The organism is Shewanella sp. Arc9-LZ (genome assembly GCF_010092445.1).
Taxonomy (GTDB): Bacteria; Pseudomonadota; Gammaproteobacteria; order Enterobacterales; family Shewanellaceae; genus Shewanella.
The window spans coordinates 2,481,217-2,507,418 of sequence record NZ_CP048031.1 but is presented as its reverse complement, the minus strand read 5'-3'; the positions used below and the strand labels follow the sequence as shown (position 1 = coordinate 2,507,418).

General features: G+C 41.2%; 24 protein-coding genes. 13 read left to right on the top strand and 11 right to left on the bottom strand.

What is annotated here, in order from left to right:
• Positions 1-85 precede the first annotated feature (85 nt).
• The 5 genes from GUY17_RS10805 (at position 86) to GUY17_RS10785 (ending at position 2,535) form a co-directional block, all read left to right on the top strand.
• The gene (locus GUY17_RS10805) at positions 86-490 is read left to right on the top strand and encodes a hypothetical protein (protein WP_162023152.1); all 405 of its coding nucleotides are present in this window, start codon (positions 86-88) and stop codon (positions 488-490) included.
• 123 nt (positions 491-613) lie between these two features.
• Positions 614-946: a hypothetical protein gene (locus GUY17_RS10800; RefSeq protein ID WP_162023151.1), complete on the top strand. Its 333-nt coding sequence runs from the start codon at positions 614-616 to the stop codon at positions 944-946.
• 123 nt (positions 947-1,069) lie between these two features.
• Positions 1,070-1,369: a hypothetical protein gene (locus tag GUY17_RS10795; RefSeq protein WP_254439806.1), complete on the top strand. Its 300-nt coding sequence runs from the start codon at positions 1,070-1,072 to the stop codon at positions 1,367-1,369.
• Positions 1,370-1,459: 90 nt separating this feature from the next.
• On the top strand, positions 1,460-2,029 hold the full coding sequence (locus tag GUY17_RS10790) for a hypothetical protein (RefSeq protein WP_162023149.1): 570 nt from the start codon (positions 1,460-1,462) through the stop codon (positions 2,027-2,029).
• Entirely contained in the window at positions 2,020-2,535 is a 516-nt protein-coding gene (locus GUY17_RS10785; RefSeq protein ID WP_217351050.1) for a DUF4279 domain-containing protein, read from the top strand. The genes GUY17_RS10790 and GUY17_RS10785 overlap by 10 nt, the downstream gene beginning before the upstream one ends.
• 1,216 nt (positions 2,536-3,751) lie before the next feature.
• On the opposite strand, the gene GUY17_RS10780 is transcribed toward GUY17_RS10785, so the two are convergent.
• From GUY17_RS10780 to GUY17_RS10740, 9 genes are all read right to left on the bottom strand, one after another.
• A complete protein-coding gene (locus tag GUY17_RS10780) occupies positions 3,752-4,855 on the bottom strand; it encodes a sorbosone dehydrogenase family protein (protein ID WP_217351049.1) in 1,104 nt (367 codons plus the stop codon).
• 60 nt (positions 4,856-4,915) lie between these two features.
• Positions 4,916-5,701 (bottom strand): alpha/beta fold hydrolase, encoded by a 786-nt coding sequence (locus GUY17_RS10775; RefSeq protein ID WP_162023148.1) that lies wholly within the window; start codon positions 5,699-5,701, stop codon positions 4,916-4,918.
• Positions 5,702-5,791: 90 nt separating this feature from the next.
• Positions 5,792-6,646: a crotonase/enoyl-CoA hydratase family protein gene (locus tag GUY17_RS10770; RefSeq protein ID WP_162023147.1), complete on the bottom strand. Its 855-nt coding sequence runs from the start codon at positions 6,644-6,646 to the stop codon at positions 5,792-5,794.
• 10 nt (positions 6,647-6,656) lie between these two features.
• Positions 6,657-7,349 (bottom strand): crotonase/enoyl-CoA hydratase family protein, encoded by a 693-nt coding sequence (locus GUY17_RS10765; protein WP_162023146.1) that lies wholly within the window; start codon positions 7,347-7,349, stop codon positions 6,657-6,659.
• Positions 7,350-7,383: 34 nt separating this feature from the next.
• Positions 7,384-8,295, bottom strand: coding sequence for a bile acid:sodium symporter family protein (locus tag GUY17_RS10760; RefSeq protein ID WP_162023145.1), 912 nt, complete (start codon positions 8,293-8,295; stop codon positions 7,384-7,386).
• An 86-nt stretch (positions 8,296-8,381) separates the two neighbouring features.
• On the bottom strand, positions 8,382-9,587 hold the full coding sequence (locus tag GUY17_RS10755; RefSeq protein WP_162023144.1) for a DUF2855 family protein: 1,206 nt from the start codon (positions 9,585-9,587) through the stop codon (positions 8,382-8,384).
• A gap of 125 nt (positions 9,588-9,712) precedes the next feature.
• Positions 9,713-10,717 (bottom strand): alpha/beta fold hydrolase, encoded by a 1,005-nt coding sequence (locus tag GUY17_RS10750; protein ID WP_254439804.1) that lies wholly within the window; start codon positions 10,715-10,717, stop codon positions 9,713-9,715.
• A gap of 25 nt (positions 10,718-10,742) precedes the next feature.
• Positions 10,743-11,405, bottom strand: coding sequence for a nitroreductase (locus tag GUY17_RS10745; protein ID WP_162023142.1), 663 nt, complete (start codon positions 11,403-11,405; stop codon positions 10,743-10,745).
• 141 nt (positions 11,406-11,546) lie between these two features.
• Positions 11,547-13,994 carry a TonB-dependent receptor gene (locus GUY17_RS10740; RefSeq protein ID WP_162023141.1) on the bottom strand — a complete coding sequence of 816 codons (2,448 nt, stop codon included), beginning with the start codon at positions 13,992-13,994 and terminating at the stop codon, positions 11,547-11,549.
• 580 nt (positions 13,995-14,574) lie between these two features.
• On the opposite strand from GUY17_RS10740, the gene GUY17_RS10735 reads away from it, so the two are divergent.
• Positions 14,575-16,371, top strand: coding sequence for an acyl-CoA dehydrogenase C-terminal domain-containing protein (locus tag GUY17_RS10735; protein ID WP_101088254.1), 1,797 nt, complete (start codon positions 14,575-14,577; stop codon positions 16,369-16,371).
• 270 nt (positions 16,372-16,641) lie between these two features.
• Positions 16,642-18,381: a DUF885 domain-containing protein gene (locus GUY17_RS10730; protein ID WP_162023140.1), complete on the top strand. Its 1,740-nt coding sequence runs from the start codon at positions 16,642-16,644 to the stop codon at positions 18,379-18,381.
• A gap of 126 nt (positions 18,382-18,507) precedes the next feature.
• Here the strand turns inward: GUY17_RS10730 and GUY17_RS10725 are convergent, their stop codons facing one another.
• Positions 18,508-19,116 carry a flavin reductase family protein gene (locus tag GUY17_RS10725; RefSeq protein ID WP_162023139.1) on the bottom strand — a complete coding sequence of 203 codons (609 nt, stop codon included), beginning with the start codon at positions 19,114-19,116 and terminating at the stop codon, positions 18,508-18,510.
• A 587-nt stretch (positions 19,117-19,703) separates the two neighbouring features.
• On the opposite strand from GUY17_RS10725, the gene GUY17_RS10720 reads away from it, so the two are divergent.
• Together GUY17_RS10720 and GUY17_RS10715 are read left to right on the top strand one after the other, a co-directional pair.
• Complete coding sequence (locus GUY17_RS10720; RefSeq protein ID WP_162023137.1) at positions 19,704-19,991, top strand: coiled coil domain-containing protein; 288 nt, start codon at positions 19,704-19,706, stop codon at positions 19,989-19,991.
• A gap of 187 nt (positions 19,992-20,178) precedes the next feature.
• Positions 20,179-20,646, top strand: a complete 468-nt coding sequence (locus tag GUY17_RS10715) for a hypothetical protein (RefSeq protein WP_162023135.1) — start codon at positions 20,179-20,181, stop codon at positions 20,644-20,646.
• 131 nt (positions 20,647-20,777) lie between these two features.
• On the opposite strand, the gene GUY17_RS10710 is transcribed toward GUY17_RS10715, so the two are convergent.
• The gene (locus GUY17_RS10710) at positions 20,778-20,990 is read right to left on the bottom strand and encodes a hypothetical protein (protein ID WP_011637494.1); all 213 of its coding nucleotides are present in this window, start codon (positions 20,988-20,990) and stop codon (positions 20,778-20,780) included.
• 380 nt (positions 20,991-21,370) lie between these two features.
• Between GUY17_RS10710 and nhaA the strand changes: the two genes are divergently transcribed.
• The 4 genes from nhaA to GUY17_RS10690 all read left to right on the top strand — a co-directional run bounded on the left by nhaA (position 21,371) and on the right by GUY17_RS10690 (position 26,179).
• Positions 21,371-22,732 (top strand): Na+/H+ antiporter NhaA, encoded by a 1,362-nt coding sequence (nhaA, locus tag GUY17_RS10705; RefSeq protein WP_162023134.1) that lies wholly within the window; start codon positions 21,371-21,373, stop codon positions 22,730-22,732.
• A gap of 130 nt (positions 22,733-22,862) precedes the next feature.
• Entirely contained in the window at positions 22,863-23,015 is a 153-nt protein-coding gene (locus GUY17_RS21335; RefSeq protein ID WP_162023133.1) for a TetR/AcrR family transcriptional regulator, read from the top strand.
• A 959-nt stretch (positions 23,016-23,974) separates the two neighbouring features.
• Entirely contained in the window at positions 23,975-25,132 is a 1,158-nt protein-coding gene (locus GUY17_RS10695) for an iron-containing alcohol dehydrogenase (RefSeq protein ID WP_162023131.1), read from the top strand.
• A gap of 12 nt (positions 25,133-25,144) precedes the next feature.
• The gene (locus GUY17_RS10690) at positions 25,145-26,179 is read left to right on the top strand and encodes an NADP-dependent oxidoreductase (RefSeq protein ID WP_101088262.1); all 1,035 of its coding nucleotides are present in this window, start codon (positions 25,145-25,147) and stop codon (positions 26,177-26,179) included.
• Positions 26,180-26,202: the final 23 nt, after the last annotated feature.

Genomic DNA, 26,202 nt, shown 5'->3' with positions numbered 1-26,202 from the left:
GGATGATATTAATCAATAACTTAAAAGGGCGACTTTAATTTTTTTTGCCCTTCAATAAGCTGTTATAACTCCAAAAGGATTTGCGTTGAAATTTGGCCTTAAAGTCTTAGCAATAATTATTCTGATACCGACTTTATTCATTGGCGGGCTATCAGCTTATTGGTGGTTGACGTACATCGACGAAGATATAGTTGCAGGCAGCGCATATGGTTTTACGATTGGTAGTACCAAGGAAGAAGTTATAGTCGATTTTCAATCTTTAAGAGTTAAATATCCTGAATCCCATATTTATATACGTTACGGTAATAGAGCAGGAGATAACTTCTCAATTCCTGCTGTTCTTAAGTCGAAGTCTCAAATATACGAATATGACAAATGGAATATACTTCTCGACGGTAAATATGAGTTCTTTAACTCAATAGACTTAAAATTTGAATCTGGAAAGCTAGTGAAAATTAATAGGCATAGGCAAAATTTTGAATTGCCGTAGTGGAGTTATAACAAGGCCATTAAAGGCGGACACGCAACAGTTGGCTCGGTTCCGCTTCGCTTCACATTTTAGCCAACTATTACTTAGCCGTTTATGGCGGCGTTACATGTCTTAAGGAATATCGTGGCTAGTCAAAAGGAAGTATGCGAAAAATACAAAGCCGACTTTATACCTTGTTCTGAAGCAGAGAAGCTTGGGCTTGCTATCGAGACGCTAGGCAAACTCCCAATTAATGGATTACGTCATAAATCAGAGAATGGAACGTGCGGTTGGTATATTTGGTGCGGTGAAGAAATGAGCCAAGAAACTGAATTTTTCAAACCGCTACACGTGAGCCATATAAAAGAATACTTACCAGAAATAGAACAATATTTAGCATTACCCCCAGGGTATAGATTTTTAATAGCTGATGATTATGAGGATGTATGGCATGACTCATCGCTCACCAACATGTAACAAGTGCATGTTGCATCAGCCACTTCGTGGCTTGGACAGTTTTTACGCTCGTTCCTCGTTACAAAACTGCCGTAAATGCAGGCGTTAGTACGATAAATGACGAATCGAGAAATTATCACACTCATGCACAAACTATCACACGGCAGAATAGGGCCTTGTGGTAATTGGGTGCGGGTTTTTAATGATAGTGAAGAACTGGACGAGAGGAAGTTTAGTAAACTCTTTGAAGATACCATTCAATCCGACATCGTTGTGATATATCAAAGTTCAATCAATGTCACTGAAGCGAAAGCTTCTAAAGCTTTCGAAATAGTAGCCCAGTTTGTAAAGCACGGTGTAGTTAAAATAGCAGACGTAAGGTTTACGTCTCAGATTGAAATAGACCCATTAGGCGTTGGTGCAGCATATCGTACTAACAAGTAAATTATGTTCGCCCAGCAAGCTGGGCCGGGACGCGCAAACAGCACGCGGCCCATATTTAAAGCGTTAGCTTTAAAGGAGGGCTTCGAGCTCATGGATAGAAAAATAATATTGGCAACCGTCTTAGCTTTGCTACTGTCAGCCTGCAATTCCACACCTACAAGTAATGTCACAAACTATGAGACGGCTGGGAATTTAGAATCTCCCAATCCTGTTGGATGTGTATCTGTAGGCGGGTTATCGAATAAGCAGAACCCAGTCGATATATTTACTGGACTGAATGCCTGCTTGATCAAAAACAACTACTCGAATGCTGCCGAGCTATATTTTGCTGGTATGTCTTATGGCTTTTTTGACACTAAACGTGTATCCGATATAACTGCACATCAAGCGATTAGTGTGCTGCGTATGAATTTATTTGCTGCGCAACCACAAGAAGTCTTGGATAAATTGCAAGGGGCGCTTACTAACATAAATTCTGACAATACTGCTATTTGTAAAAGCCTAACAAAATTAGGAGCGCCAGCTTATAAGCCAACCTATATGATTCAACATGGTATGGGGGCATTTACTGGTCAAAGCACTAAAGATGGTTTGGTGGAAAACTTTGATTCTGGAGCGGGTTGGAAAGATGCTTTATCTACAATTGCTAAGTGTGTTTAAAGCTAACAAGTCAATTATGTTCGCCCAGCAAGCTGGGCTGGGACGCGCAAACAGCACGCGCCCCATATTTAAAGCGTTATGCAGATAAATCGAATCCACCTATGGCATGTAATTTAACTTACGCAACATTGAGAATATCGTCAGTTGAAATGTCACCTGATAAGATCACAGAAGTTATTGGTATTAGTCCGACATTGATAAGGAGAATTGAGCCAGATTCAAAATACAGACATAGACGTGAGTTCAATTATTGGGCTTTTTCTACAAAAGAATTATCTAATTCAACTGACAATAAAGAACACATAGACATTATTCTTAATAAACTTTACGGTAAGCAAGAACAAATGGATTCCTTGGTTAAGTTGAAATGCTCAGTAGATATATTTTGTTTTTGGAATTCAACAGGACAAGGTGGTCCGTCAATGGATGTTAATTTAATGAGAAAATTAGTGCAGTTTGGTCTTAACATCAGTTGGGACATGTATTTCGACGACGAATCTGCATAACACATATGAGCCTTCCGCCAGTCAATAGGCGAGCCCTTTTGCTACGGGAAGGTATTTGACTGCTTTTGCAGTCAAATACCTTTAGTATCCAAGATGGTCAATCAACAAATTCATCTACTTCGTCTGTCATTTAGCTGTCAAATCATCGTGCTTTTAGCAACAACAGCATGCAAACACTTATAGAGGCTCTCTTAGTGCGATTTCTTTAAAAATAAAGAATGCTGCCTGACACTTTTCATTCCTTTGACATGTCAGGGGCACTACGACTAAATGGATTTCGGAGTAAGAGCGGCGCAGGAGGCTAAAGCCGAGACATTTATCGGTTAACCCTAAGATGGCACTATTCAAGTCAGAGGTGCTTTTTGCACAGTTAGTTTCAGGCTCATTTAGAGTGTAAACGACTTTGTTGATTGTATTTATTAATGCGCACCAATAAGGTGTCATTCTTTGTAAAATCAAGTGCAGTCGATGTAGCTTAAATAGCATTTGGCATAGTGATGATGGTCAGAAGTCATTGCTTCACTTTTCACATCATTCACGGTGATGATCGCTTCTCTTTTTAAGAGTATCTAGTTGGCCATTCAGCTCACTTTATTGCGCGACTTATCCTTTCAGGAATCTTTATTTATTGAACTCAGCCCTGTCCAATTACTCGTTAGCCTTACTTGAAAATGGTGTGAACTCAGCTCTGAACTTGAGGCCGTTGAAGACTTTTTATACAAGAATGCGTGAGCCTGACAGGACGTCAGGCTAGCTTTCGCGGTACAGGTTGTTCTTTGGCATCTGACCCATATGGATATGGGGAATGTCATTATGATGTCGGGAACATCATTGACCTTGCCATCACGACATTCGTGAATCCATTCACATCAGATTCCCATCGGAAGCGTTAGCATTTTCACTCTTTATAACAAGATGGGCCGAAGACGGTTACAGATGAAGTCAAAAGCTGGATTCATTTCCGTCGCAATTTTTCGCTGTTGTTGTTTGGTAAAAATGCGAAAATGTTGCCGGAACGCTGAGGGTTTGCATAGGCTGATTCATAAACAAGAATGCACTTTACCCCTTTGCTCTGGTGTGGGCGACGCGCCAAGATGTTGTGGCCGCAGGCCATAAGTAAATATACAAAAGTACAAACACCTGGATCCCGGCTCAAAAGCACTGCCGGGACGACAAGAAGGGGGTTAGTAACTTTACTATCAGCCTGATCGTGCTTTTACTGCTTGGTATAACTAATCCGGTACACGGCATTGGCAAAGTCATCTGATACCAAGATAGAACCATCTGCCAGGGTCATCACATCAACAGGGCGGCCCCAGCTTTGTTCACCTTCAAGCCAACCTGTGGCAAAGGGCTTATAGTCAATCACCTTATTCCCTTCAAGTGCCACCTGCATAATGCGATAACCCACTTTGTTAGTGCGGTTCCACGAGCCGTGTTGGGCAATTAAGATTGATTGTTTATAAGTAGCAGGGAATTGATTACCTTGGTAAAACTCCATGCCTAATGCAGCAACATGTGCACCTAAGGTTAATACCGGAGGGGTGTTGAGTTTGGCGATTTTGGGGTTAGTAAAATCTGCATCGGCAATATCTGTGTTGTGAATATAAGGAAAACCAAAGTGTTGGCCTTTTTTGCTCACACGATTAAGCTCATCATCGGGTAAATCATCGCCCATCATGTCGCGGCCATTATCGGTAAACCATAACTCACCTGTTTGTGGGTGGAAATCAAATCCGACACTGTTGCGTACACCTTGAGCAACGACAGTGGTTTGTTTTGTTTCAAGATCTAATTGTAAAATACTGGCAAAGGGAAGCTCACTTTCACACACATTACAAGGCGCGCCGACGGGGATATACAGCTTTCCATCCGGGCCAAAAGTGATAAATTTCCAACCGTGATGGGACTTATTTGGCAGTTTGTCGTATACCAATTCTGGTTTAGGAATAGTGGGTAATGATTGTTCAATATCAGGATAACGCCAGATTTTATCGACTTCAGCAACATACAAACTGCCATTATGGTAAGCAAGACCGGATGGCATAAACAAATCCGTTGCGATAATGATTTTCTTATCAGCTTTGAAGTCATTATCACTGTCTATAAGTGCATAAACATTGCCTGCTTTGCGACTGCCGATAAAAACAGTTCCGTTGTCACCAAGCGCCATCTGGCGCGCATTTTCAACATTTTCGGCATACACATCAATGGTAAACCCTGCTGGTAATTGGATCTTATCCAGTGGTAATGCAAATGATGGATAAGAGACACCCATAGCTATGATTAAGGTTGAACATAAACTAATTGGTTTCATCATATTGGGGCCTCTTATGTAGATTTATTGTTAGCTATTGTTGAGCCAGTACTAAGGTCATCATTACCAGTCTTTAATGATCTGTTTGACCAAAGTGGCGGTGTTTTCTGGTTGTTCTAATGGAAACATGTGTCCGCCATTGGGCAGTGTCATTAACTCAATGTCATTCAGCTTTGCAAACCGAACAAAATGTTTAATCGGGAATATATTGGTATTTTCACCGTAAACCAGTTTAGCCGGTATGGTTAACTTGTTTTTATACTTTATTAGATTAGTCGGTAAGTGCCTAAAAATGTCGGCTTCTACAGCGGGTGAGAAGGTGAGCTCTAAACGCTTATTGCGCTGTATTACGGCAGAAGTGGCATAGTCTTGTAAGCAACGAGAATCAAAGTTTTTAAACAATGTTTTCTGTGAAAAATAATCAACTAAGTTAGTGTTTTGTGGCCAATTATTTTGGCGTGTGTTGGCTTTTCCTGCAGGAGAAAGCTTGTCAATATAAGGTGTTCGCTTAATAAATCTCAGTAAATGCGAGAACGCACCGGTGACAACTGGCGGATCTAACATCACCAAACCCCGAAAAAGCTCAGGATGTTGGCAAGCGGCAATAAATGAAATTACGCCGCCGAACGAATGCCCCACGCAAATCACTTTCTCATCTTGCTTCTTAATAAATTCAACAAGTTCAGTAACAAGGTGTTGCCAGTTATTGTGTATTGGATACAGAACATTATGGCCAAATTGATTGTGGGCAACGGTACGGTAGTCGTTATCAAATTCTTGTAGAAATGTTTTATAGCTGCCAGCGGGGAAGCCATTGGCATGCACGAGGTTTATCAAAGGTTTTGTCATAGTTCACTCTAAAGGGTTAGCACTATTTGTGATTAAATTATTTCACTCATAATTTTGGTCTATAGCAAATAGTGCAATGATGCCCAATGCTTAGAATATTTTTAAAGGATCAATTTGAGTTAACTCTTCAAATTCTGGTTCACGGTTTTGTGCTTTTGCTTTGAAGATTTCCATCATGTCGTTTTGGGGTTGGAACATGCCGCTTTGCCATACCGACATGTAATGTAAACTGTCGGCGACACTGTGGTCGCGGGCATAGTTGATCATCTCTTTGCAACCGGTAACGGCTAAAGGCGAGCGGGCGGCAATGTCTGCAGCAATGCCTAATACAGCAGTTAGCATTGATGCTTGGTCTTCATATATATGATTGACTAATCCGGCTGCTTTGGCTTCTGCTGCAGGCATTCTTCGGCCCGTGTAGGCTAACTCTTTAACTAATCCGATTGAAATCAATTTAGGTAAACGCTGCAAGGTCCCTACATCAGCGGTCATGCCGAGTTTGGTTTCTTCGATGCTAAAAAAAGCGTCGCTGGTGCAATAACGGCAATCTGCCGCGGTGACCATATCGACAGCACCACCAATACAGCCACCTTGAATGGCCATGAGTACAGGCATACGGGCTGTTTCAAGCACATTAAAGCAATCTTGTAGCTTGAGAACCAAGCGACGTAATTGGTCGTGTTTACGGCCTAATTCGATATTCTCGTCGCGGTTACTCGCACTGAATACGGCTAAGTCCATACCGGCACTAAAATGCTTGCCAGTTGAGGAAATGACAATGGCGCGAGCCGCCGATTGATTATTGATATCGTGTATTACGCTTGGAAATTCATGCCAAAAGTCGACGTTCATTGAATTTAACGCGTCAGGACGATTAAGGATAATGTGAGCCACTTTATCGGTAATGTCGACAGTGAGCGTTTGATAGGTCTTTTGCGATATCATATTTATATCCTTATAATTTCAATGAAATTTGCTTATCTTGCTCGATGGCTGCATCCAATGAGGCGAGAATAGTCTTACGCTCTTTTAATTTGGTGCCTAAATGCGCAGCCATATTCAGCGTTTGCATGTGTTTAGCCACGGCATGTGCAGTGTCCATGAGTTGTTCTGGCTCAACCACTTGATCGAGAAAACCTGCCATTACTGCTTGTTCTGGTGTAAATAACTCAGCATTGATTACCGCGCGCGACAGATAATTTTGCGGAATACGATTACGCGCGATTTCAATGCCTGCCTGATGCATAGTCATGCCAATAGCCACTTCGTTAAGGCCAATTTTAAACGGACCTGCGCTGCCAATACGGTAGTCGCAGCTGAGTAGTAAAAATGCGCCTTTGGCGATTGCATGGCCTGAACAGGCACCGATAATAGGCGTTGGGAATGCGAGCATTCTGCGGGCTAACGTTGAGCCTGCAGTGACCAAAGCAATTGCCGCTTCAGCGCTTTGCTTCATGGTTTTAAGGTCATAGCCGCCAGATAGAATTCCGGGTTGGCCAGTTATTATTACCACTGCATTTTGCTGCTCTGCATGGTCCAATGCACTGTTGATTTGGGCGATGACTTCAGGCGATATTGCGTTAACTTTGCCATTGCTAAGGGTAATAACATGCACATTGTTTTCAATTACTACGGTGATCAGTTCCATTGTTTACCTTTGTTATTTTAATGATTAGTTTCGTCTAGGCGTTTTCGGCAACCACTTCGCCATTATTTTTCGATTTAAAATACTTGGAATTTAACATACCCGCTAGAATCCCTGCGGTAAAGAGCATTGTGAGGGTGTAAATCGCCGGCGTGAATGACATCTTGTAATTAGCCAACAATGTTAACGCCATAAACATGGATAAGGTACTGTTTTGTAAGCCGACTTCAATGGTAATGGACGTTCTTTGAGCAAGATTTAATCCAAACCATTTACTTGAATAATACCCCAATAGCATGGTTGAAATATTAAGAATAATCGATACCGGTCCTGCGGCGATAAGTGCAGGGATAACAATATCTTGCTGAATATACGTTAAAAATATAATTAACAACGTCAAAAACAATATGCCAAAGCGTGATACATGGACTTGAGTACTTTCAGCAATTTTGGGAGCGTAACGTCTGATCAACATGCCCAGCAAAATAGGCACAATGGTCAGCTTCATTAAGCTGAACATGGTTGCCAGTATTGGTAACTGGAATTCATTGCCTTGCCCCATGAAGTGAATTAATGAGTAATTAAGCACCACGGGAATAGTAAACACGGTGATTAAACTGGCCACCGCCGTCATGGTGACCGACAGTGCCACATCACCTTTCGCTAAATGAGAAAACATATTGGATGTTGTGCCACCTGGACACAGTACCAGTAACATGACTCCTACTGCGTATTCTGGTTCTAATGGCATGATATTGGCTAATGCAAAGCCAATAATAGGTAACAAAAGTAGCTGGTTAGTTAATCCAATTGCCACTGCTTTAGGGTATTTAAGCACGCGTTTAAAATCGTCTGTCACTAAAGATAGCCCCATGCCCATCATAATTAAAAAGATGCACACTGGGATAACTTGCGAATTAACAAATGTCACTAATTCAATATCTTCCATAATAACCTCATTCAGATATGACCTTTATTGGGCCGATAACGTCCATTTTTATTTTTTAAACACGAGCTTGTTGATTGAGAGTTTGCCTATTGCTTACTTGGTTGGAGTGTATTTGGGTCTAACGATATGATTTGTCCAACAGATGCATCAGCTGTTCCGGCTAAAACCTGTTGGTAAATATCATTAACGTGGTGAAGATCATGGGTGTGGGAAATGGTGATAATGGATCTACAAAAGTCTATATAATGGAGTAACGATTGATTCATTTGTTTCATGGTTTCGCCAACCCCCCATTCAAGACTGCGTTTTTTCAATTGTGTTGGCGCAAAGAAGAATGTTGGAGGTGCACCAGGTAACAGGCTGTCACTTTGTGTGTCTGTTATGTCGATATCACCATGGTGGGTTGCACCGATCCGGCATGAATAACGCAGTTGTTGGGTAAAGTGATGATGAATGGCGGCTAAGGTTTTTTTACCTCCGGCCATGTCCACTAAGATGGATGCAACATTGGCATCTAGGGTGGTGATGTCGTTATAGTTAATAACGTGATCGTAACAACCTAATGATTTAACGAAACTTAAATTGGCCTCGGAGGTAATACCAATCGCACTGCGTTGACCTCTTTGCTTAATGGCAAAGGCGAGGGCAATGCTGGTTTTACTGGATGCACTGGTTACCAGATACTGAGTCGCATAGAAATACTGATTGTCGAACATAAAGTCATCCACTAGCCAAGACGTGGTGAACAGTCCGCGTAATAAGATGTCGTAGTCTTCATTTTTTTGCTGATAAAAAGGATTAGCACTGACGCGATCAAAGCGCGCATAAACCGGAGATAGGCCTTCTCTGCATGGATTGAGATCTGAAAATCCCGTAGGGTTAACTTTACCGCCAATGATTTTGAAATGAGTCGCCATCGGCATAAATCCCCATACTCGTTCACCAACGTTGATATCTTTATTATTTGATGACACCACATCTGCAAACCCCATCACAGGTAATCGTCCCCATTGAGTGTGTTGAACTGTATTAGCTTTAGACGTAATCGAATTTGAAGCAGTATCCAAAGGGGAATTGTTAACAGGAAAGAATTGCCAATAACCTAATGCATCACCAGTGATGCCATAGCTGATGTTATTTGCGGTTAACGCGAATTTACTCACTTTAAGTAATACTTCATTTTCAGCCAATGGCAGCTCAATATTAAGCTCAACAACACGTGTTTGTGACAAGTCATTTTTAGCCACTTCAAATACGAGTGCCTGTTGAGTTTGTGATGTTAATGTCGTCATAAAATCCCTTTATCGTTATTATTATTTCGTTTGTTATTCAGCGCACTATATTGAGTTTGTTTTACAACAAGCCTTTAACTAAGGATGTAATTAACTTGTTGTTTTTAAATTTCTTTAAATAAATGTTAATCGTTTATGAAATTATTAATGGCGACATTCACTTCGTCTGGTCTTTCGTGTTGTAGCCAATGACTGGTGTCTTGAAAACGTTTTATGATGCAGTTAGGCACATAGTGATGAATGTCATCGAGATTTTCATTAACGAAGGCAAGGTCTTGTTCGCCCCATAAAATCAATGTGGGAACATTGATCCGTATATTGGGTACTTTAAGCTGCGATGCTTGTTTAACGGGACTCGATTTAGTTGTGTCATTTTGAGTCGATGTTGTGTCTAGGGATGATGCCGTTGTTGAATTACAACGTTGATTATCTGTGTCATTTTCTGCCAGTTGGGGCATAGCGCGATAATATTGCAACATGCCATTAATTGCGCCTGCTTGGCTCCACACTTGCTTATATTTCGCTTTTACAGCGGCGGTAAACACGCTTGGGTTGGTACTAACCATGATGTCTTCGCTTAAATAGCGATAATCATCTTGCGTTAATAATGACTCCCCCGATGCGCTGATTAATTGATGTATATAAGCACTTTTTTTGCGTTGTAGTGGATTGTTAATCATTTCTCGAGTGAAGGTACTTGGGTGAGCCGCATTAACAATTATCAGCTTACTGATTAACTGAGCATGAAACGCTGCTAATGGCCAAGCAATAGCGCCGCCCCAATCATGGGCGACTAAAATAACAGGCTGAGTAGGGCTAATTGCAGCAATAAACTTGGCCATAAAGCCGATAAGATTGGGTACCGCATAAAAGCTGACATCGTCTGGTTTATCGCTTAGATTATATCCCGGCAAATCGGGTGCGATAACACGATAATGTGGTGAGAAAAAACTCAGTTGAGCTGACCATGTACCCCAATACTCAGGAAATCCATGCAAAAATATTATTGTCGGTTTGAGCGCAGTGATGTCAGCGACAGCAGATACGTTATTTGCTTCGGTAGATTGCCCTGATTCAACATAATGAATATTGACGTTATCCACTAAAATATTTTTATGCTCTAGTTTCATATTCAATCTCATTAGTCATGACTGGTTAATCGAAAAATGCCACAGCGTTTTCAATGGATTCACGATCGGTACGGGTATTGTTTACCGCTGCACTGTCATCGGCGTAACCAAAAGACATCCCAAATAAAATACCGCGCTCGGCAGGGAGGTTTAATATTTCTCTTACTGGGTCGGGGAATTGCCCTAATGCACCTTGCATGCAATTTGATATGCCGTGATCTGCCATAATCAATGACAGTGTTTGAGCATATATACCTAAATCAACAGCGCCCATAATGTCTAAGTATTTATCCATAGTGAAAAACACCGCATGTGGCGCATCAAAGAACTGCCAGTTACGTACCATCGCCATTTGACGGGCTTTTTTGTCTTCTCGTGCTACACCGATTGCACTATACAACGCATTCGCTGAGCCAAATTGACGATCACGATGAATACCTTGATATTGCGGTAGCCAATTAAAGTCAGGATTTGGCGAGGCGCCGCTCATGAGAGTTTGCATAAATTTTTGCTTTAATGTGTCTTTTGTCTGACCCGAAACCACACAAGTTTGCCATGGCTGCACATTACAATTGGAAGGAGAAAGCTGAGCATGGGCAAAAATCAAATCCAAGGTTTCCTTGGCAACCGGTTTGTCGAGAAAGGCGCGTGCTGAGTAATGGTTTTTTAATATTGATTCTATAGACATATAGGACACTCTTATTGTTTTATTGATAGTGAGTTTATAGCGTTATTAGCGATATAAATCAGTTGCTTCATCTTGATGTTAATAAAAAAGTCTACAGTGGCAGTAAAGCGCTATTACCGTCACTGCAGACTGTTTAGCTAGTTAAAATTGGTACGAAATATTGGCTCCAAAGGTACGTGGTTGATTTGGATAACCATTAAAACTGCCCGCTTGAATTGGAGGTGGGAATGCCGACAACAGATATTCATCATTGGTTAAGTTACGCACCCAAAGCTGTAAACTGACGCCATTATCAAATGCCAGTCCCGTACTTGCGTTGAAGGTGTTTACCTCGCGAGATAATGATTCAGGGGTATTTTCAGCCAGCTTAGTATCACTTTCGAAAAGGTAATCGGTACGAACATAGCCATCGGCACCATTAAATACTTCAAAGTTATACACAATACCGGCAGTGATACTGACTTCATGAATACCAGCCGGTTTCTCGCCAGATAAATCAACCGGTCCGTTTAAACCTGATGCACCAACAAACGAGTCGTAAACAGGGTCGAGGAAGGTACCCGCTAAGGTAAATGACCAATCTTCAGTGAGGTTATAATTAGAGTCGAACTCAATACCTTGGGTACTTTGTTTACCCGCATTGGCCAGGACATAACCTGTGCCAATGAAAATAGATGACTGAAACCCTTCAATGGTTTGATCAAATATGGTTGCGCTAAATGATCCGTGTTCGAATTGAGTCTTAATGCCCAGCTCGTACACCATTGCTTCTTCAGGTGAGGCATAACGGCCGCCATAAACCTGATTGGGAAGTGCTAAACCTGCCGTTTCTAATGCAGATTGATCCGCTGCGAAAGGGCTTGAATAACGCGATAAGTTCCAAGACGTTGCTTTAAAACCTGTTGCTGCTGTAGCGAATATATTGACATTGTCATTAATTTCGTAAGCTAAGCGTAGTGACCACGTGGTTTTACTATCATCTGATTGATTGTTTTCAACAGCATTTGGCAACCCCAGCATAGGGGGTAAAAACTGCAAACTTTTAATCACTGGTACCGCAGGTGCCAACTGAGGAATACTGCCAATAGGCACGCCATACAATGTTGGCACTGTGTCTAAATCGAGTGCAGAAAGGACATCGGAATGTTGTTGAGTGATGTTGATTTCTTTTTGGTCGTTGGTGTAACTCACGCCAAATATGGCGGTAAAATCGTCGCTGATATGGTAATCAAAACTGGCAAATATCGAGTAAGCATCATTTTCTTGTTCAAACTCAGAACTTACTGCCGAGTCACCTGAGAAAAATGTGCCGGGATCCAGGCCATATACTCCTTCAACACCCGCTAATAAACCCGGAGCACCACCAGCCGCCATCAACACATCAAAGTAATTTCTAATGTCGTTACCATAATACAAGGTATCGCCAGTGGTCACTTCTTCATGAAAAATGAATGCGCCAAACATCCATTCGAGCTGACGATCACCGGTAGAGGTTAAGCGAAACTCTTGGGTAATTGTTTCGATATCGGTGTAGCCGCCTTCGTTCAAAATATCGAGAGAAGTGTAATCGACATCATTCATAAAATCAGAATCGTTGGTACGAAGTGCACTGATTGAGGTAAATGAATAACCATCAAAATCAACATCTAGCTGCAGTGATACTCCACCATCTTTGACGTTGTTATCGGGATTGGAATTAAGAGTAGATTGATAAGCAAATGAATCTGTTTCATCAAGGTCCATGCCCCCGAGCGCACGCACAGCGCCAGTAGTAGGGCCATTAATTGAATTCTCTACGGTACAGCATGCTTCTTCAATTTTACTATAGTCAGCAATTAATCGAAGTTTTACGTCTTCAGTTGGTTCGTACAGTGCCTGACCTCGAATATTCCAACGGTCTCGGTCGTTAATATCGTCTAATCCCACCACACTTTCAGTGTAACCATCTCGTTTGTTCAATCCACCAGAAACACTGAATGCTAAATTATCGGTTATGCCATTGGTGTAATAACCTTTAATTTCTTTTTGGTTGAAATTACCTACGCCAACTTCAATTTTACCTTCTTGATAATAAGCGGGTTCTCGCGTGGTGACGCTAATGACCCCAGCTGAAGCATTTTTACCAAACAAGGTACTTTGTGGTCCACTTAGCACTTCAATTTGCTGCAGTCTTGGTAAGTCACCTATTTGAGATGCCGCACGAGAGCGATACACACCATCGATAAATACCCCAACAGAAGGCTCAATACCCGTATTGTTGGTGCCATTACCAAAGCCACGAATTGAGAAGTTGGTGTTAGTTGAACGTTGTAGTGGGGTGACGCGTAGAGTTGGTACCAGAGTTTGTAAGTCTGTTATGTCCATTACTTTAGCTTGCTCTATTGCTTTGCTACTCACTACCGTAATGGCCACAGGAGATTCCTGTAATCCTTTGGCACGTTTAGATGCCGTTACGACGATTCTTTCTATATCGTCTGCACTTTTTTGTGCTTTTGGTTTTTCATCTTCAGCATTTGCAGCTGAGCTCATTACTCCCATAATCGCAAATGCGAGTAAAGAATGCTTAAAATATGTTGATTTATTATTCATTTATTTATTTCCCCAGACGATGACTAATCGTTATTAAACAAGCTTGCCAATACATTGATTTACAAAAGATATGTATGACGCTTAAGCGTTCTTATTTGTAACCTGTAAATATATAGCGTTGTAAAATTAGCGTTATTCAATAACATCAAGGGGGGATCAATCAGCTTAATTTTCCATGTTGAAAATTTATCCTGAAAATACGTCATTACCACTTTAGTGAACAATTAACCGCCAAATCATGCTAGGGGGTGTTTTATAATTAAACAAATCAATTATTTTGATAAGCAACTATTCATATAACGAATAATGCACTGAGGAATTTCACCGTCTGAGTGTTTTTAGTTATGCGTAGGATGAATAATCGTCGAGGGCTGAGGCGATTTTGTTGCGAAGTTGTTGCTGCAAGTCTAACAATACCGACAAACTATAATTCAAACGAATGTATACATATAATTATTATGCATTTGGATAATACTTGTAGTTAACTTAGCATCGGTAGTAACAAATATTATTTGCATGGAAAAATTCATCCAAATAATCACTAACTAGATATAGATTGATAATGACATGGAGAGTAACAATGCCTGAATATAAAGCCCCCATTCGTGACGTAAAATTTGTTATGCAAGAACTGCTAGATTGTGAAGGGCACTATCAGCGTTTGGGTTACCAGGATGCCAGTATCGATATGGTTGATGCGATTATTGCTGAAGCGGCAAAATTAACCGAACAGGTTGTTGCACCATTAAACCAAATAGGCGATCAGCAAGGTTGTACATGGAACGACGGTGTGGTGACCACACCAGATGGTTTTAAAGAGGCTTACGCTCAATATGTAGAAGGTGGTTGGCCAACGTTATCTCAGTCTGAAGAGTTTGGTGGCCAAGGATTACCTCATTCATTAAATATCAGTATTGCTGAGATGTTTTCCAGTGCTAACCATAGTTTTGCCATGTATCCAGGGTTAAGTCATGGCGCATTAGCCACCATTGAAGCACACGGCACAGAATCTCAAAAACAACAATTTATGCCAAAGTTAGTTGAAGGTAAGTGGACTGGCACAATGTGTTTAACTGAGCCGCATTGTGGTACCGATTTAGGTATGTTGCGCACCAAGGCTGAGTTACAGGCCGATGGCAGTTATTCATTGAGCGGCACTAAAATCTTTATTTCGGCAGGTGAACACGACCTGTCAGATAACATTGTCCATATCGTTATTGCCCGTATTCCTGGCGCGCCAGAAGGTAATAAAGGTATCTCGTTATTTATCGTACCTAAATTCAACGTTAACGAAGATGGCACCATTTCAGATAGAAACGGCGTGAGTTGTGGTTCTATTGAACACAAAATGGGCATTAATGGTAACGCGACCTGTGTGATTAATTTTGATGGTGCAACTGGGCATTTGATTGGTGAACCGAATCGCGGCCTTAAGTGCATGTTCACCTTTATGAATGCTGCCCGTATTGGCGTTGCTAGTGAAGGTGTTGCGGCTGCTGAAGCCTCATTCCAGGGGGCTTTGGCATACGCAAAAGATCGTCTACAAATGCGTTCAATCAGCGGGGTTAAAAATCCTAACGGCCCAGCTGACCCAATCATTGTTCATCCAGATGTTCGTAGAATGCTGTTAACTCAGAAGTCGATTGCTGAAGGTGGCCGTGCGTTAATTTCGTATCTTGCCCAGCTAGTTGATATTGGCCATGCCGAAAAAGACGAAGCCATTAAAGCTGATGCTGAAACAAAGTTAGCCTTATTAACGCCGATTGCTAAAGCATTCCTTTCAGAGCTGGGTTTTGAATGTACCAGCCACGGTGTGCAGATTTTTGGAGGACATGGCTTTATCAAAGAGTGGGGCATGGAACAGTTAATGCGCGATACCAAGATTAGCTGTTTATATGAAGGTACTACCGGTATTCAGGCATTAGACTTACTGGCTCGTAAAATTATTGGTACTCAGGGTGAAGTATTAAAGCCTTTCTCTAAAGACGTTACCGTATTTTGCCAACAAAACATGGATAACCCAGCCATGGCTGAGTTTATTAAACCGATTATGGCTTATGCTAAAGAGTGGCATGAACTGACCGTGTTAATTGGTGGCAAGGCGATGAAGAACCCGGATGAAATCGGCGGGGCGTCTGTGGATTACTTGATGTATGCCGGTTACGTCACACTCGCTTTCTTCTGGGCGAAAATGGCGAAAGTGGCGCAAGATAAATTGGCTGCAGGCACCACCGAGCCAGCGTTCTATGAGGCTAAAATCAAAACAGCTCAGTTCTTTATGCAGCGCATGCTGCCAAGGGCTAAAGGTCATGCGGCATGTATTGCCAATGGTGTCGATTCTATGATGGCACTTGATAGCGAAGACTTTGCTTTTTAATTGAGCAATTATCTCATCCGCTAAAATCGATTATATTCTCGATAGAACAAGCCGCAGCGTCAATCGCTGCGGTTTTTTATTGGCTGCGAAGTAACAATACAGATGTAACTCATGCACTGACTGTTTTTCTAATCATTACTTTAAAAGGGTCTACTTTATAACCTGATTTGTTGATCACTATTCGTTACAGATTAGTTAATTCAGCGCTCATCACTTTAGATCTTTATTCGGTTATAGTAATCACTTCATCATAAAAAAAGGACTAAGCCGATGTCAGGCAAAATACTCACGTCTGTGATTCCACTACTTGCTCTTATTCCGTTGACATCATCAGCGGAATCCTGGGTTGATATCAGTAATGCATACACCAACAAACAAATTCAGGTAACGAGTCAATTTCAACCTGAAATGGCAAGTTCAATTGGCATTACTGAAACCGATAGTCAATGCAGCAGCATTACTAAGGCACAACAAGATAAGTATATTCGTACTCTTGAAACCAGTAAAAAGACGTTGTTACAAGCGCTTAATACTGAAAAGTCATTGCAGGTTCGTCAAGACCTCAACATTATTATCAACAATATTGATCAGACCATTGCCTCAGGTAAATTAGAAGACAAATACATGTTGCCTTGGGTGGACGTGCCGTTAATTATATTTAGAGGCGTGTCGGCATTATTAGATGATCAAATGTCAGATACACGTAAACAAGCGGCTAATACTCGTTTAGCGTGTTATGTCGGTAAAACGGGTCAACCTGCGTTAACTGAACAAGCAAAAACCTTGTATGAAGCCGCATTAGCCAACAAAAAGTTAATGGGGCCAACAAAAGAAGAAGTAAACCAAGCACTGGCAAGAACCGATACCTTATTGCAAGGTTTGCAGCAGTTGTTTGAGAAAAATGAATTCATAAAAGCCGATGAGAATCTGTCGCTACTAAAGCAGCAAATTGCAGATTACCGTCAGTGGGCAGAAAAAACCGTTATTCCAACTAGCCGAGATGACTTCCGCTTACCGTCAGAAATTTACGCTTTAAAACTCAAAACAGTTGGCATTGATATCGAACCTGAGTTGTTAATTGAACGCGCGAAAGCAAGCTATATGATAACCAAAGCCAACATGCAGGCGTTAGCGCCGTTGGTTGCGCAAAAGTTTAATATGCCATCAAGTGATTATCGCGATGTGATAAAAGCACTTAAAAAAGACTCTTTAGACAACGATAAGATTGAAGATCATTATCGAGCCATTAATAAAAAACTTGAAGCGTTAATCACTCAGAAAAAAGTGGTCAATTTACCTGAGCGCGACATGATTATGCGATTGGCCAGCGAAGCAGAGGCTGCGGGCAGTCCAGCGCCTCATATGTTACCGCCACCGTTTATTGGTAATACGGGTGAACAAGGGCAATTTGTACTGACAACCGGTAACCCTGCATTAACCGGGGATGCTGCTTACGATGACTTTAATTTTAATGCCGTTGCTTATACATTAAGTGCTCATGAAGGCAGACCTGGCCATGAATTACAATTTGCGGTCATGTTGGAGCAAGGCGTGTCACTCGCACGTGTTTATTATGCTTTTAACAGCGTAAACGTTGAAGGTTGGGCACTGTATGCCGAAGCTGAAATGTTGCCATACCTTCCTATTGAAGCACAGCTTATAGCGCTTCAGCATCGACTATTACGTAACGCTCGCGCCATGTTAGATCCGATGTTGAACCTAGGTCTAACAACAAAAGAAAACGCCTATGCATTGTTACGCAATGACGTGGTATTTTCAGAAGCGGCAGTGAAACAAGAAGTGGATCGATACACCATGAGAATGCCTGGTCAGGCTGGCAGTTACTTTTATGGCTTATCACGATTATTGGAGATCAGGGCCGACGTCGAAATAGCCCTAGGCGATAAGTTTGATCGCTTGGCATTTAATAACTTTGTGTTAGAGCAAGGCTTAATTCCACCCAATTTAATGGCAGAAGCCGTTAAAGAACGCTTTTTAACTAAAAAGTAAAATACGTTGATATTGATAAATCCCATTTAGTTAAATGGGATTTATCAAATACGACTCGTATTCTGGTTATTTTATGCAGCCGCACATGCTATAAATTAGCTTAAGCACGATAAAATTATGTCACCGCTATTTTTTAGCATAAGGCAAACGAGCCAGTTTATTGCCTGTGTAGTAACAATCGAGCCCGCTAATCGCTACCGTATCAATAGTGTGTAAATCTATAAACCCGTCAGTTTGAACCGCATCATCGTCTACATACACGTCAACTATTTCACCAATAACAAACTCAGTACCATTGATAGCTAAATGTTGATGCTCTACTAGCTTAACTGAATATTTTAGGCGGCTTTCTTTTACAAAAGGCGCGCTAAAGTCTGATAGATATTCAGGCGTTAATCCCGCCGCTACAAACTCTGATTCATCTTTATCATATCGAGCAGATGTTTGATGAGCTTGCTCATAAATAGATTGATTAACTTGATTAATGGTATACAAGCCGGTTTGTAAAATATTTTCAAAGGTATGACGCGGCACACTGTGAGGGCGGATTATCATACCAACCAGCGGCGGATTGGCACCTAGGTGAATAACCGAACTGACAATCGACAAATTAGTGTTGCCCTGTAAATCTTGTGTACCTATTAAATTAGCGCTTTTAAATCCTGACAGTGAATTGATTAAATGGCTACGGGTGTGTTTTTCAAGCGCGTCTAAGCGCTCTTTGGTAAAATGCATTAAAAGTCCTTAACACTAACTAGTGCAACCTTATCAATCAAAATTGGCTGCTTCACCAATTAACGCTACATCTGGGATATTGTTCGTCAATTTGCATTATATGATATCTAGGCCATAAATTATTTCATCTGAGTGTGTTTTTGCTTGTAAATGACTCATTAGCTTTATGGTTATAATTCATTGATATTAATGCTAAATAAATCAAACCAATATACCTCTAGTATGATTTATTCATGTTAGTTTGTTTCTCGCTACTGTATTTCGATACTGCGCAGTGCTCAATTGCCTTGATAAATAACCATCATGTATCTCATGTATTTCATATAACAGCTTAAATTTTTTAATCGCAGGCTTTTTTACGAGCAAAGGTTGCAAATAGATCCATTAACATATCTTCATAACGATATTACATGAACAAGCAATAATAAGGCAGAAGTGAGCAATATGCCGCCTTGCGTGGTAACGTAAATTTAAGCTGGTAAATTTATGCCGGTAAATAATCAAATATGCTGAGGCGCAGTGATTCAAATAAACTAGAAACACTTAAAATGTATAGCGTATCCAATGTATTTAAAAGGACAATCATTATGAGTAAGAAACAAGCATACGAAAAGAAATTGCAAGCGCAGCTCGACGAGTGGAGCGCTGATATCGACAAACTTAAAGCAAAAGCTGATGCGGCCGCAGCTGATGAGCAGCTTGAATACTACAAACAAATAGAGCAACTTCAGTCTATGAAGGACACTGCCAATAAAAAGCTTACTGAGCTTAAAAAGGCCGGTGACGATGCTTGGGAAGACATAAAAGTCGGTATTGACAGCGCCTGGGATTCGCTTGGTTCGGCATTTAAGTCTGCGACGTCAAGATTCAAATAAGTATGCTACATAATAGAAACTCGAGTTAATAGTATCCCTACATTATGGCGGCCAATCATTAATGAGTTTATGCATTAAATGATACAAGCAAGTATCAATATTGGATGAACACCTTCGCTTCAAATGTGTGTACACATTAATAGCTGAATGGGCCACGTTGGTTGATAAATTCTTAGAGGGAAAAAATATGAAAAAACTGTTTAATAAGATTTTCGCTGGAGTTCATTTGTTCGCAGCTGTAGTGCTTATCATCTTATCTTTGATAATTATGCTGTGGTCCATTTATGAGGTCATTTCTGGCATACAGTATGACTCTGGATTTATTCCATTAATGCTTCAATCTGTCGCTGCTATCATTATTGCAGCAGCCATTATTGATGTAGCACAGTATATGATGGAAGAAGAGGTTTTTAAGGACAAAGAGCTGCGAGATCCCAAAGAGGCAAGACGAACAATTACAAAAATTATTGTCATTATTACTATAGCAGTCAGCATTGAAGGACTGGTTTTTATATTTAAAGCAGGAACGAAAGACCTTAGCCTTTTGCTCTATCCAGCCTTACTTATTATGGTATCAGCTATCTTAATTGTCGCACTTGGTGTATATCAAAAATTAAGCGCTACTATAGAAAAAAGAGAAGAGGAAAGTATATAGTCATTTGTGAACAATGGTTTTTATGTATCGCTTAGATAAGTATTTATTCGCCGCTATAAGCGGCGATTCTCTTAAGGGAAAATGGCTAGCTAAATAGAGAGGACATCAACACACTATATTTCTTTGTTTAGCTATTTTTCAGGAATATCTTCAAGTAATTTTATGATAGTACGATTATTGTTTAGATGGGCTAGGTCAAGGAGGTAGCTTTTCTCAAGCTCTTGCATCGGTTCATCTGCCAATAATTCCTTTACTAACTGCTCTTCATCATTTGCAATGGCGGTTTTCAAGGCTGCAAAAGTCGCGATACTGTGTTTATGTTGATCAGTATTGTTAGATCCCATTAGTTTCGCTCCGTTAATTGTTCGATATTTATGTCATAGCGGGTTACCACACTAACAATATAACCGTGTATGTTGCAATCATAGTGATGGTAAATATACCGAAACAGATCAGAATACATAGTCAGTTGATTAAACCGATTACAGTCATATTCTCAGGCGTGTCTTGACAGTTTATCAGCAATGTTAATCGCTTAGCTCCGCTGGTTTGGCAAACGTGATGCTAGGTTTGCATTAAATTTCAGCGCGATTGACAGGATATAAAGCCGTTTTGTTAGCAAAGATGGTATCGTATTTGCTCGATGTTTAATGTATTGATTTTAAAGGGTTCTGGATACATTCTTCGGTTAAAAAATCATGCAATAACGTGATGGAGACAAGTTATGGGTTACGAAATAAAGGAAGAAAATCGTGATCATGCTCCGTTAGAGCGTGGTTTTCTTAAGTTTTCATTACCTGTGGAGTCATTCATCGATAGCCAGATCGTAGCTGGAATCGTGTTACTGGTTTCGGCAATAGCCGCAATTCTTATGGTTAACTTAGGATGGCAACACAGTTATGAAGCACTCAGTACACTTAAATTAACTATTTCTCTTGGCGATTGGTCAATAAGTCATTCCTTACATTATTGGATCAATGATGGCTTGATGGTGTTGTTTTTTTTCATTTTAGGGTTAGAAATAAAATATGAATGTTTGGTCGGCGCTCTTAGCGATTTAAAAGATGCTGCATTAGTTATTGTTATGGCATTAGGGGGCATGGTGCTCCCAGCACTGATATATTCAAGCATTATTTGGATTAGTGACTCGTCCAATGCGTATCAAGGTTGGGGTGTTCCTATGGCCACAGACACGGCATTTGCTATAGGTATTTTAACACTGTTAGGCGCTAAAGCACCTCGGGCTGCTTACATTATTCTTACGGGTTTAGCCATTGTAGATGACATGGGAGCCGTTGCTGTTATTGGATTATTTTATACTGAACAAATCGAAGTTCTGTCATTATTGTGGGCTGCTCTGACGTTATTAGTGTTATTTTTTATCAACATTCTGGGCATAAGAAAACCTATTTTCTATTTAATGGGCGGTTTTTTTCTTTGGTGGTTTATTCTTCAATCAGGCGTACATGCAACCACGGCCGGTCTTTTAGCTGCTATGATGGTACCGACGCGTCCTTATACCAATAAAGTTTGGTTTCGTCGTAAAATGCAACATGTCATTCAAGAATTTAAGGACGTAGACAGTGTAGACACTCCTATCCTTGAGAATGAAAAACAACACGCACTTGCTGTAAAGGCCGAAGATATTGCCAAGCAAAGTACAGCGCCGATATTACGTTGGGGCTATACGCTAGACAAACCCGTTAGCCTTATTATTTTACCTTTGTTTGCTTTTTTGAACGCAGGTGTAATGTTACCCACAATGATTCCTGAATTTAAAGATACTGTGGTCACACTAGCAATAATACTCGCATTGGTGTTGGGAAAGGGCATTGGTATTAGCCTTTTTGCTTGGTTAGGGTTAAAAGTGGGTGCGGTAAGGTTACCTAATGGGATGACATTTCCTCATATCATAGGTATCGGATTTTTAGCGGGTGTAGGCTTTACAATGTCATTGTTTATATCAGCCTTAGCATTTGAGGGGCAGCCCGCTTTAATCGAACAAGCTAAGCTGGGTATCCTTTTCGGTTCATTATTAGCCGGGATAATAGGGGCTACAATATTGTTTTTGGTTTCTGATGATTAAGTTAAATTGGGTAGCCCCAATTAGCGTATCGAGACGAATAGATAATAGTCAACGTCAATAATGTCAACGTCAATAATGTCAACGTATTGATAGGTACTGGAAATGGGCCAAAAGTGATGGCAAAGAACGTTTGCTACAAGCAACATTAGATTTAATGTGGCAGAGCAGCTATGGCACTCTCACTATTGATGCTATATGTGAGCGAGCCGGCGTGAAGAAGGGCTGCTACTATTTTTTCAAATCTAAATCAGAACATGTTACTGAGGCCATCCTCGACGGATAGGAGATAAAAAAGCCGAAAATGAACACCTTTTTCGCTAACTAGGCCACCTTTAGAACGACTTAAAGCCTACCTTGACGACATACAACAAACACTAGTTGAAGCTATCGAGAAACATGGCCGGGTGTTGGGTTGCCCACATTTCTGTATGGATGATGAAATAAGCAGTATTGAAACTGTTGATTGTCACGCGCGTTAGGATTTATTTAAAAACGTAGATGCTTATCTATTTATCTAACTATTTATAAATTTCAGAATTGTTATTAAGTTAATCTTATGTGGCTAATAACATACGCTGATTATTGTTATTCCCTATCATCATTTTTATACTTAAACAAAACTTAATCCCAATCGTTAGTATTGTTAAAAGGATGTACTCAATTACATCCTTTTAGTCTGAACTGTTTACAATTATTAAGATTTATTGGCCTAATTGGAAAGGCTAACATTGGTATGTTAGTGTAACTAAACAGTAAAATATAATTTAGTTTATTTAAAGCACCGCACTAACAGTGATTTTAATCATCTTTTTTTAATCATCTGGTTTTAATATGGTTAGCGTCATGCTGAAAATATATTTTAATATTATATCTAAATATAAATGTCTTAAATCAGAGATAATAACGAGTTTTATATTTAAATATCGTATTGACATATTCAAGTGGTTACTTTAGGTGGTTTACTCATTTAATTATAGTTGACCATTTAGTAAAGAATAACAATGTAGATATCAAGCAAGTGAATATGATCAACGCATTTTATTCCATCTAGGCAATTGCCATGAACGGCAAAATAGCGATATTGGCGATGCTGTTAAGTCTCTTTTTTATCGCCGCAGTTACAAGTTGTCGCAGTATATGTGTTCATCAGGTCTGCCTACATTCGAATACTAGACACAGAAAAATCGACGTATGTCAGCATAAACGTACGCCTTCACATTGAAACAGAAGGAAACATAGAATATGAACAACTTTGACTTGCACAATCCGACAAAAATCCTCTTTGGTAAAGGCCGCATCGAAGACCTTAACGATCATATTCCAGTAGATGCAAAAGTATTGATTATCTATGGCGGTGGTAGCGCGGAACGAACCGGTGTATTAGGGCAAGTGAGAACAGCACTTTCTGGTCGCACATTGGTCGAGTTTGGTGGCATAGAACCAAATCCTCGTTATGCAACGACCCTTAATGCCGTCAAAGTAATCGCTGATAATAACATCACCTTTTTGCTTGCCGTGGGTGGCGGATCTGTCATTGATGCGACTAAATTTATCGCGATGGCGGCGCTTTATGCTGGTGACCCCTGGGAGATCCTTACTGACGGCACGGAAAAAGTGACCGCGGCGATGCCGTTCGGAACGGTGCTTACATTGCCAGCTACAGGATCTGAAATGAACAATGGTGGGGTGATAACCAACCCTGAGAAGATAGCCAAGCTTCCTTTTAGAAGTCCGCATTGCTACCCAATTTTTTCGGTCCTCGATCCTGAACTTACCTATACGCTGCCTGCGCGTCAGATTGCCAATGGCGCTGCAGATGCCTTTGTCCATATTATCGAGCAGTATCTAACTTACCCCAGTGGCGCACACGTGCAGGATGGTTTTGCCGAGTCTCTGCTACGCACCATTATTGAGCTTGGCCCTAAAGCGCTAAAGACACCAGAAGATTATGACATTCGTGCAAGTCTGATGTGGACAGCCACACTGGCTTTGAATGGCTTAATCGGTGCCGGAGTGCCACAAGATTGGGCTTCTCACATGATCGGACATGAGATTACTGCGCTCAATGATACAGACCACGCCCGTACTCTTGCTGTCGTGTTACCGTCACTATTGAATGATCAGCGTGGCCACAAGCACGAAAAATTACTCCAATATGCTAGTAATGTCTGGGGCATCACCGAAGGCACAGATGCTGTGCGAATTGACGCTGCAATAGACGCCACGCGGGCGTTTTTCGAGCAATTAGGGATCAAGACTCGATTGAGCGACTACGGTATTGCCGCAGCAGAAATTGAACTTATTGTTCGCGCCTTGGAGGAACATGGCATGACAGCCCTTGGCGAACACAAAGACATCACCCCAACTGATGTCCGTCGCATTCTTGAAGCGTCACTTTAAAGGAGATTGAATATGACACAAACAAACACAACTAATCGACAATGGGTTCTTGCAGAACGTCCTAAAGGCGAACCTACGCTAGACACGTTAACTTTGATTGAGACCGCTATCCCTGTTGCTAACGACAAACAAATGCTACTGCGGACTGAATTCCTTTCGCTCGACCCCTATATGCGCGGGCGGATGAGCGATGCACCATCTTATGCAGACCCTGTCGAAATAGGCGCGGTGATGATAGGCGGTACTGTGTCTCAAGTTGTTGATTCCAATATCGATGGCTTTGCTCCAGGCGACTTCGTGCTTAGTTTTAATGGTTGGCAAGACTATGCTGTTTCCGATGGCACCGGGCTCACTAACCTCGGTAAGTCTTCGACCCATCTTTCATGGGCGCTGGGTATTTTAGGCATGCCTGGCTTTACTGCTTGGGCTGGCCTAAAGCATATTGGTGCCCCTAAAGCTGGCGAGACCATTGTTGTGGCAGCTGCGACCGGCCCGGTCGGGGCCACTGTTGGCCAAATCGGCAAGCTGCTGGGCTGTCGTGTGGTTGGAATTGCAGGCGGCGCGGAAAAATGTGCCTATGCAGTAGATGAGTTAGGCTTTGACGCGTGCATCGACCATAAGGTTGCTGACTTTGCAGACCAACTTGCCAAGGTGAACTCAAACGGCATCGATGTCTATTTTGAAAGTGTCGGTGGTAAGGTCCTTGATGCCGTCATCCCGCTATTAAATCCGAACGCTCGGATCCCACTTTGCGGGCTGGTGTCACAATATAACGCAACCGAATTGCCAGAAGGGCCAGATAGAATGAACTGGCTGATGGGTCAGATCCTGCGTAAGAAAATTAAGCTGCAAGGTTTTATTATTTTTGATGACTTTGGCCATCTGTATCCCGACTTCGCCGCCGAGATGACTGGTTGGGTTAAAAGCGGCAAGATTAAATACCGAGAAGAGATTATCACAGGGCTCGAAAATGCTCCTCATGCATTTATAGGCCTTCTTAATGGCGAAAACTTCGGCAAACGTACAATCCATGTTGGTCAAAAGTAACAGGTCAATATTTTACCATCTTG

What these genes read in the sequence shown, in the direction of transcription:
- GUY17_RS10795 (WP_254439806.1), top strand. Translation starts at nt 1,070, where the DNA reads ATGCACAAACTATCACACGGCAGAATAGGGCCTTGTGGTAATTGGGTG.
- GUY17_RS10790 (WP_162023149.1), top strand. Translation starts at nt 1,460, where the DNA reads ATGGATAGAAAAATAATATTGGCAACCGTCTTAGCTTTGCTACTGTCA.
- GUY17_RS10780 (WP_217351049.1), bottom strand. Translation starts at nt 4,855, where the DNA reads ATGATGAAACCAATTAGTTTATGTTCAACCTTAATCATAGCTATGGGT.
- GUY17_RS10775 (WP_162023148.1), bottom strand. Translation starts at nt 5,701, where the DNA reads ATGACAAAACCTTTGATAAACCTCGTGCATGCCAATGGCTTCCCCGCT.
- GUY17_RS10770 (WP_162023147.1), bottom strand. Translation starts at nt 6,646, where the DNA reads ATGATATCGCAAAAGACCTATCAAACGCTCACTGTCGACATTACCGAT.
- GUY17_RS10765 (WP_162023146.1), bottom strand. Translation starts at nt 7,349, where the DNA reads ATGGAACTGATCACCGTAGTAATTGAAAACAATGTGCATGTTATTACC.
- GUY17_RS10760 (WP_162023145.1), bottom strand. Translation starts at nt 8,295, where the DNA reads ATGGAAGATATTGAATTAGTGACATTTGTTAATTCGCAAGTTATCCCA.
- GUY17_RS10755 (WP_162023144.1), bottom strand. Translation starts at nt 9,587, where the DNA reads ATGACGACATTAACATCACAAACTCAACAGGCACTCGTATTTGAAGTG.
- GUY17_RS10750 (WP_254439804.1), bottom strand. Translation starts at nt 10,717, where the DNA reads ATGAAACTAGAGCATAAAAATATTTTAGTGGATAACGTCAATATTCAT.
- GUY17_RS10745 (WP_162023142.1), bottom strand. Translation starts at nt 11,405, where the DNA reads ATGTCTATAGAATCAATATTAAAAAACCATTACTCAGCACGCGCCTTT.
- GUY17_RS10740 (WP_162023141.1), bottom strand. Translation starts at nt 13,994, where the DNA reads ATGAATAATAAATCAACATATTTTAAGCATTCTTTACTCGCATTTGCG.
- GUY17_RS10735 (WP_101088254.1), top strand. Translation starts at nt 14,575, where the DNA reads ATGCCTGAATATAAAGCCCCCATTCGTGACGTAAAATTTGTTATGCAA.
- GUY17_RS10730 (WP_162023140.1), top strand. Translation starts at nt 16,642, where the DNA reads ATGTCAGGCAAAATACTCACGTCTGTGATTCCACTACTTGCTCTTATT.
- GUY17_RS10725 (WP_162023139.1), bottom strand. Translation starts at nt 19,116, where the DNA reads ATGCATTTTACCAAAGAGCGCTTAGACGCGCTTGAAAAACACACCCGT.
- GUY17_RS10720 (WP_162023137.1), top strand. Translation starts at nt 19,704, where the DNA reads ATGAGTAAGAAACAAGCATACGAAAAGAAATTGCAAGCGCAGCTCGAC.
- GUY17_RS10715 (WP_162023135.1), top strand. Translation starts at nt 20,179, where the DNA reads ATGAAAAAACTGTTTAATAAGATTTTCGCTGGAGTTCATTTGTTCGCA.
- GUY17_RS10710 (WP_011637494.1), bottom strand. Translation starts at nt 20,990, where the DNA reads ATGGGATCTAACAATACTGATCAACATAAACACAGTATCGCGACTTTT.
- nhaA (WP_162023134.1), top strand. Translation starts at nt 21,371, where the DNA reads ATGGGTTACGAAATAAAGGAAGAAAATCGTGATCATGCTCCGTTAGAG.
- GUY17_RS10695 (WP_162023131.1), top strand. Translation starts at nt 23,975, where the DNA reads ATGAACAACTTTGACTTGCACAATCCGACAAAAATCCTCTTTGGTAAA.
- GUY17_RS10690 (WP_101088262.1), top strand. Translation starts at nt 25,145, where the DNA reads ATGACACAAACAAACACAACTAATCGACAATGGGTTCTTGCAGAACGT.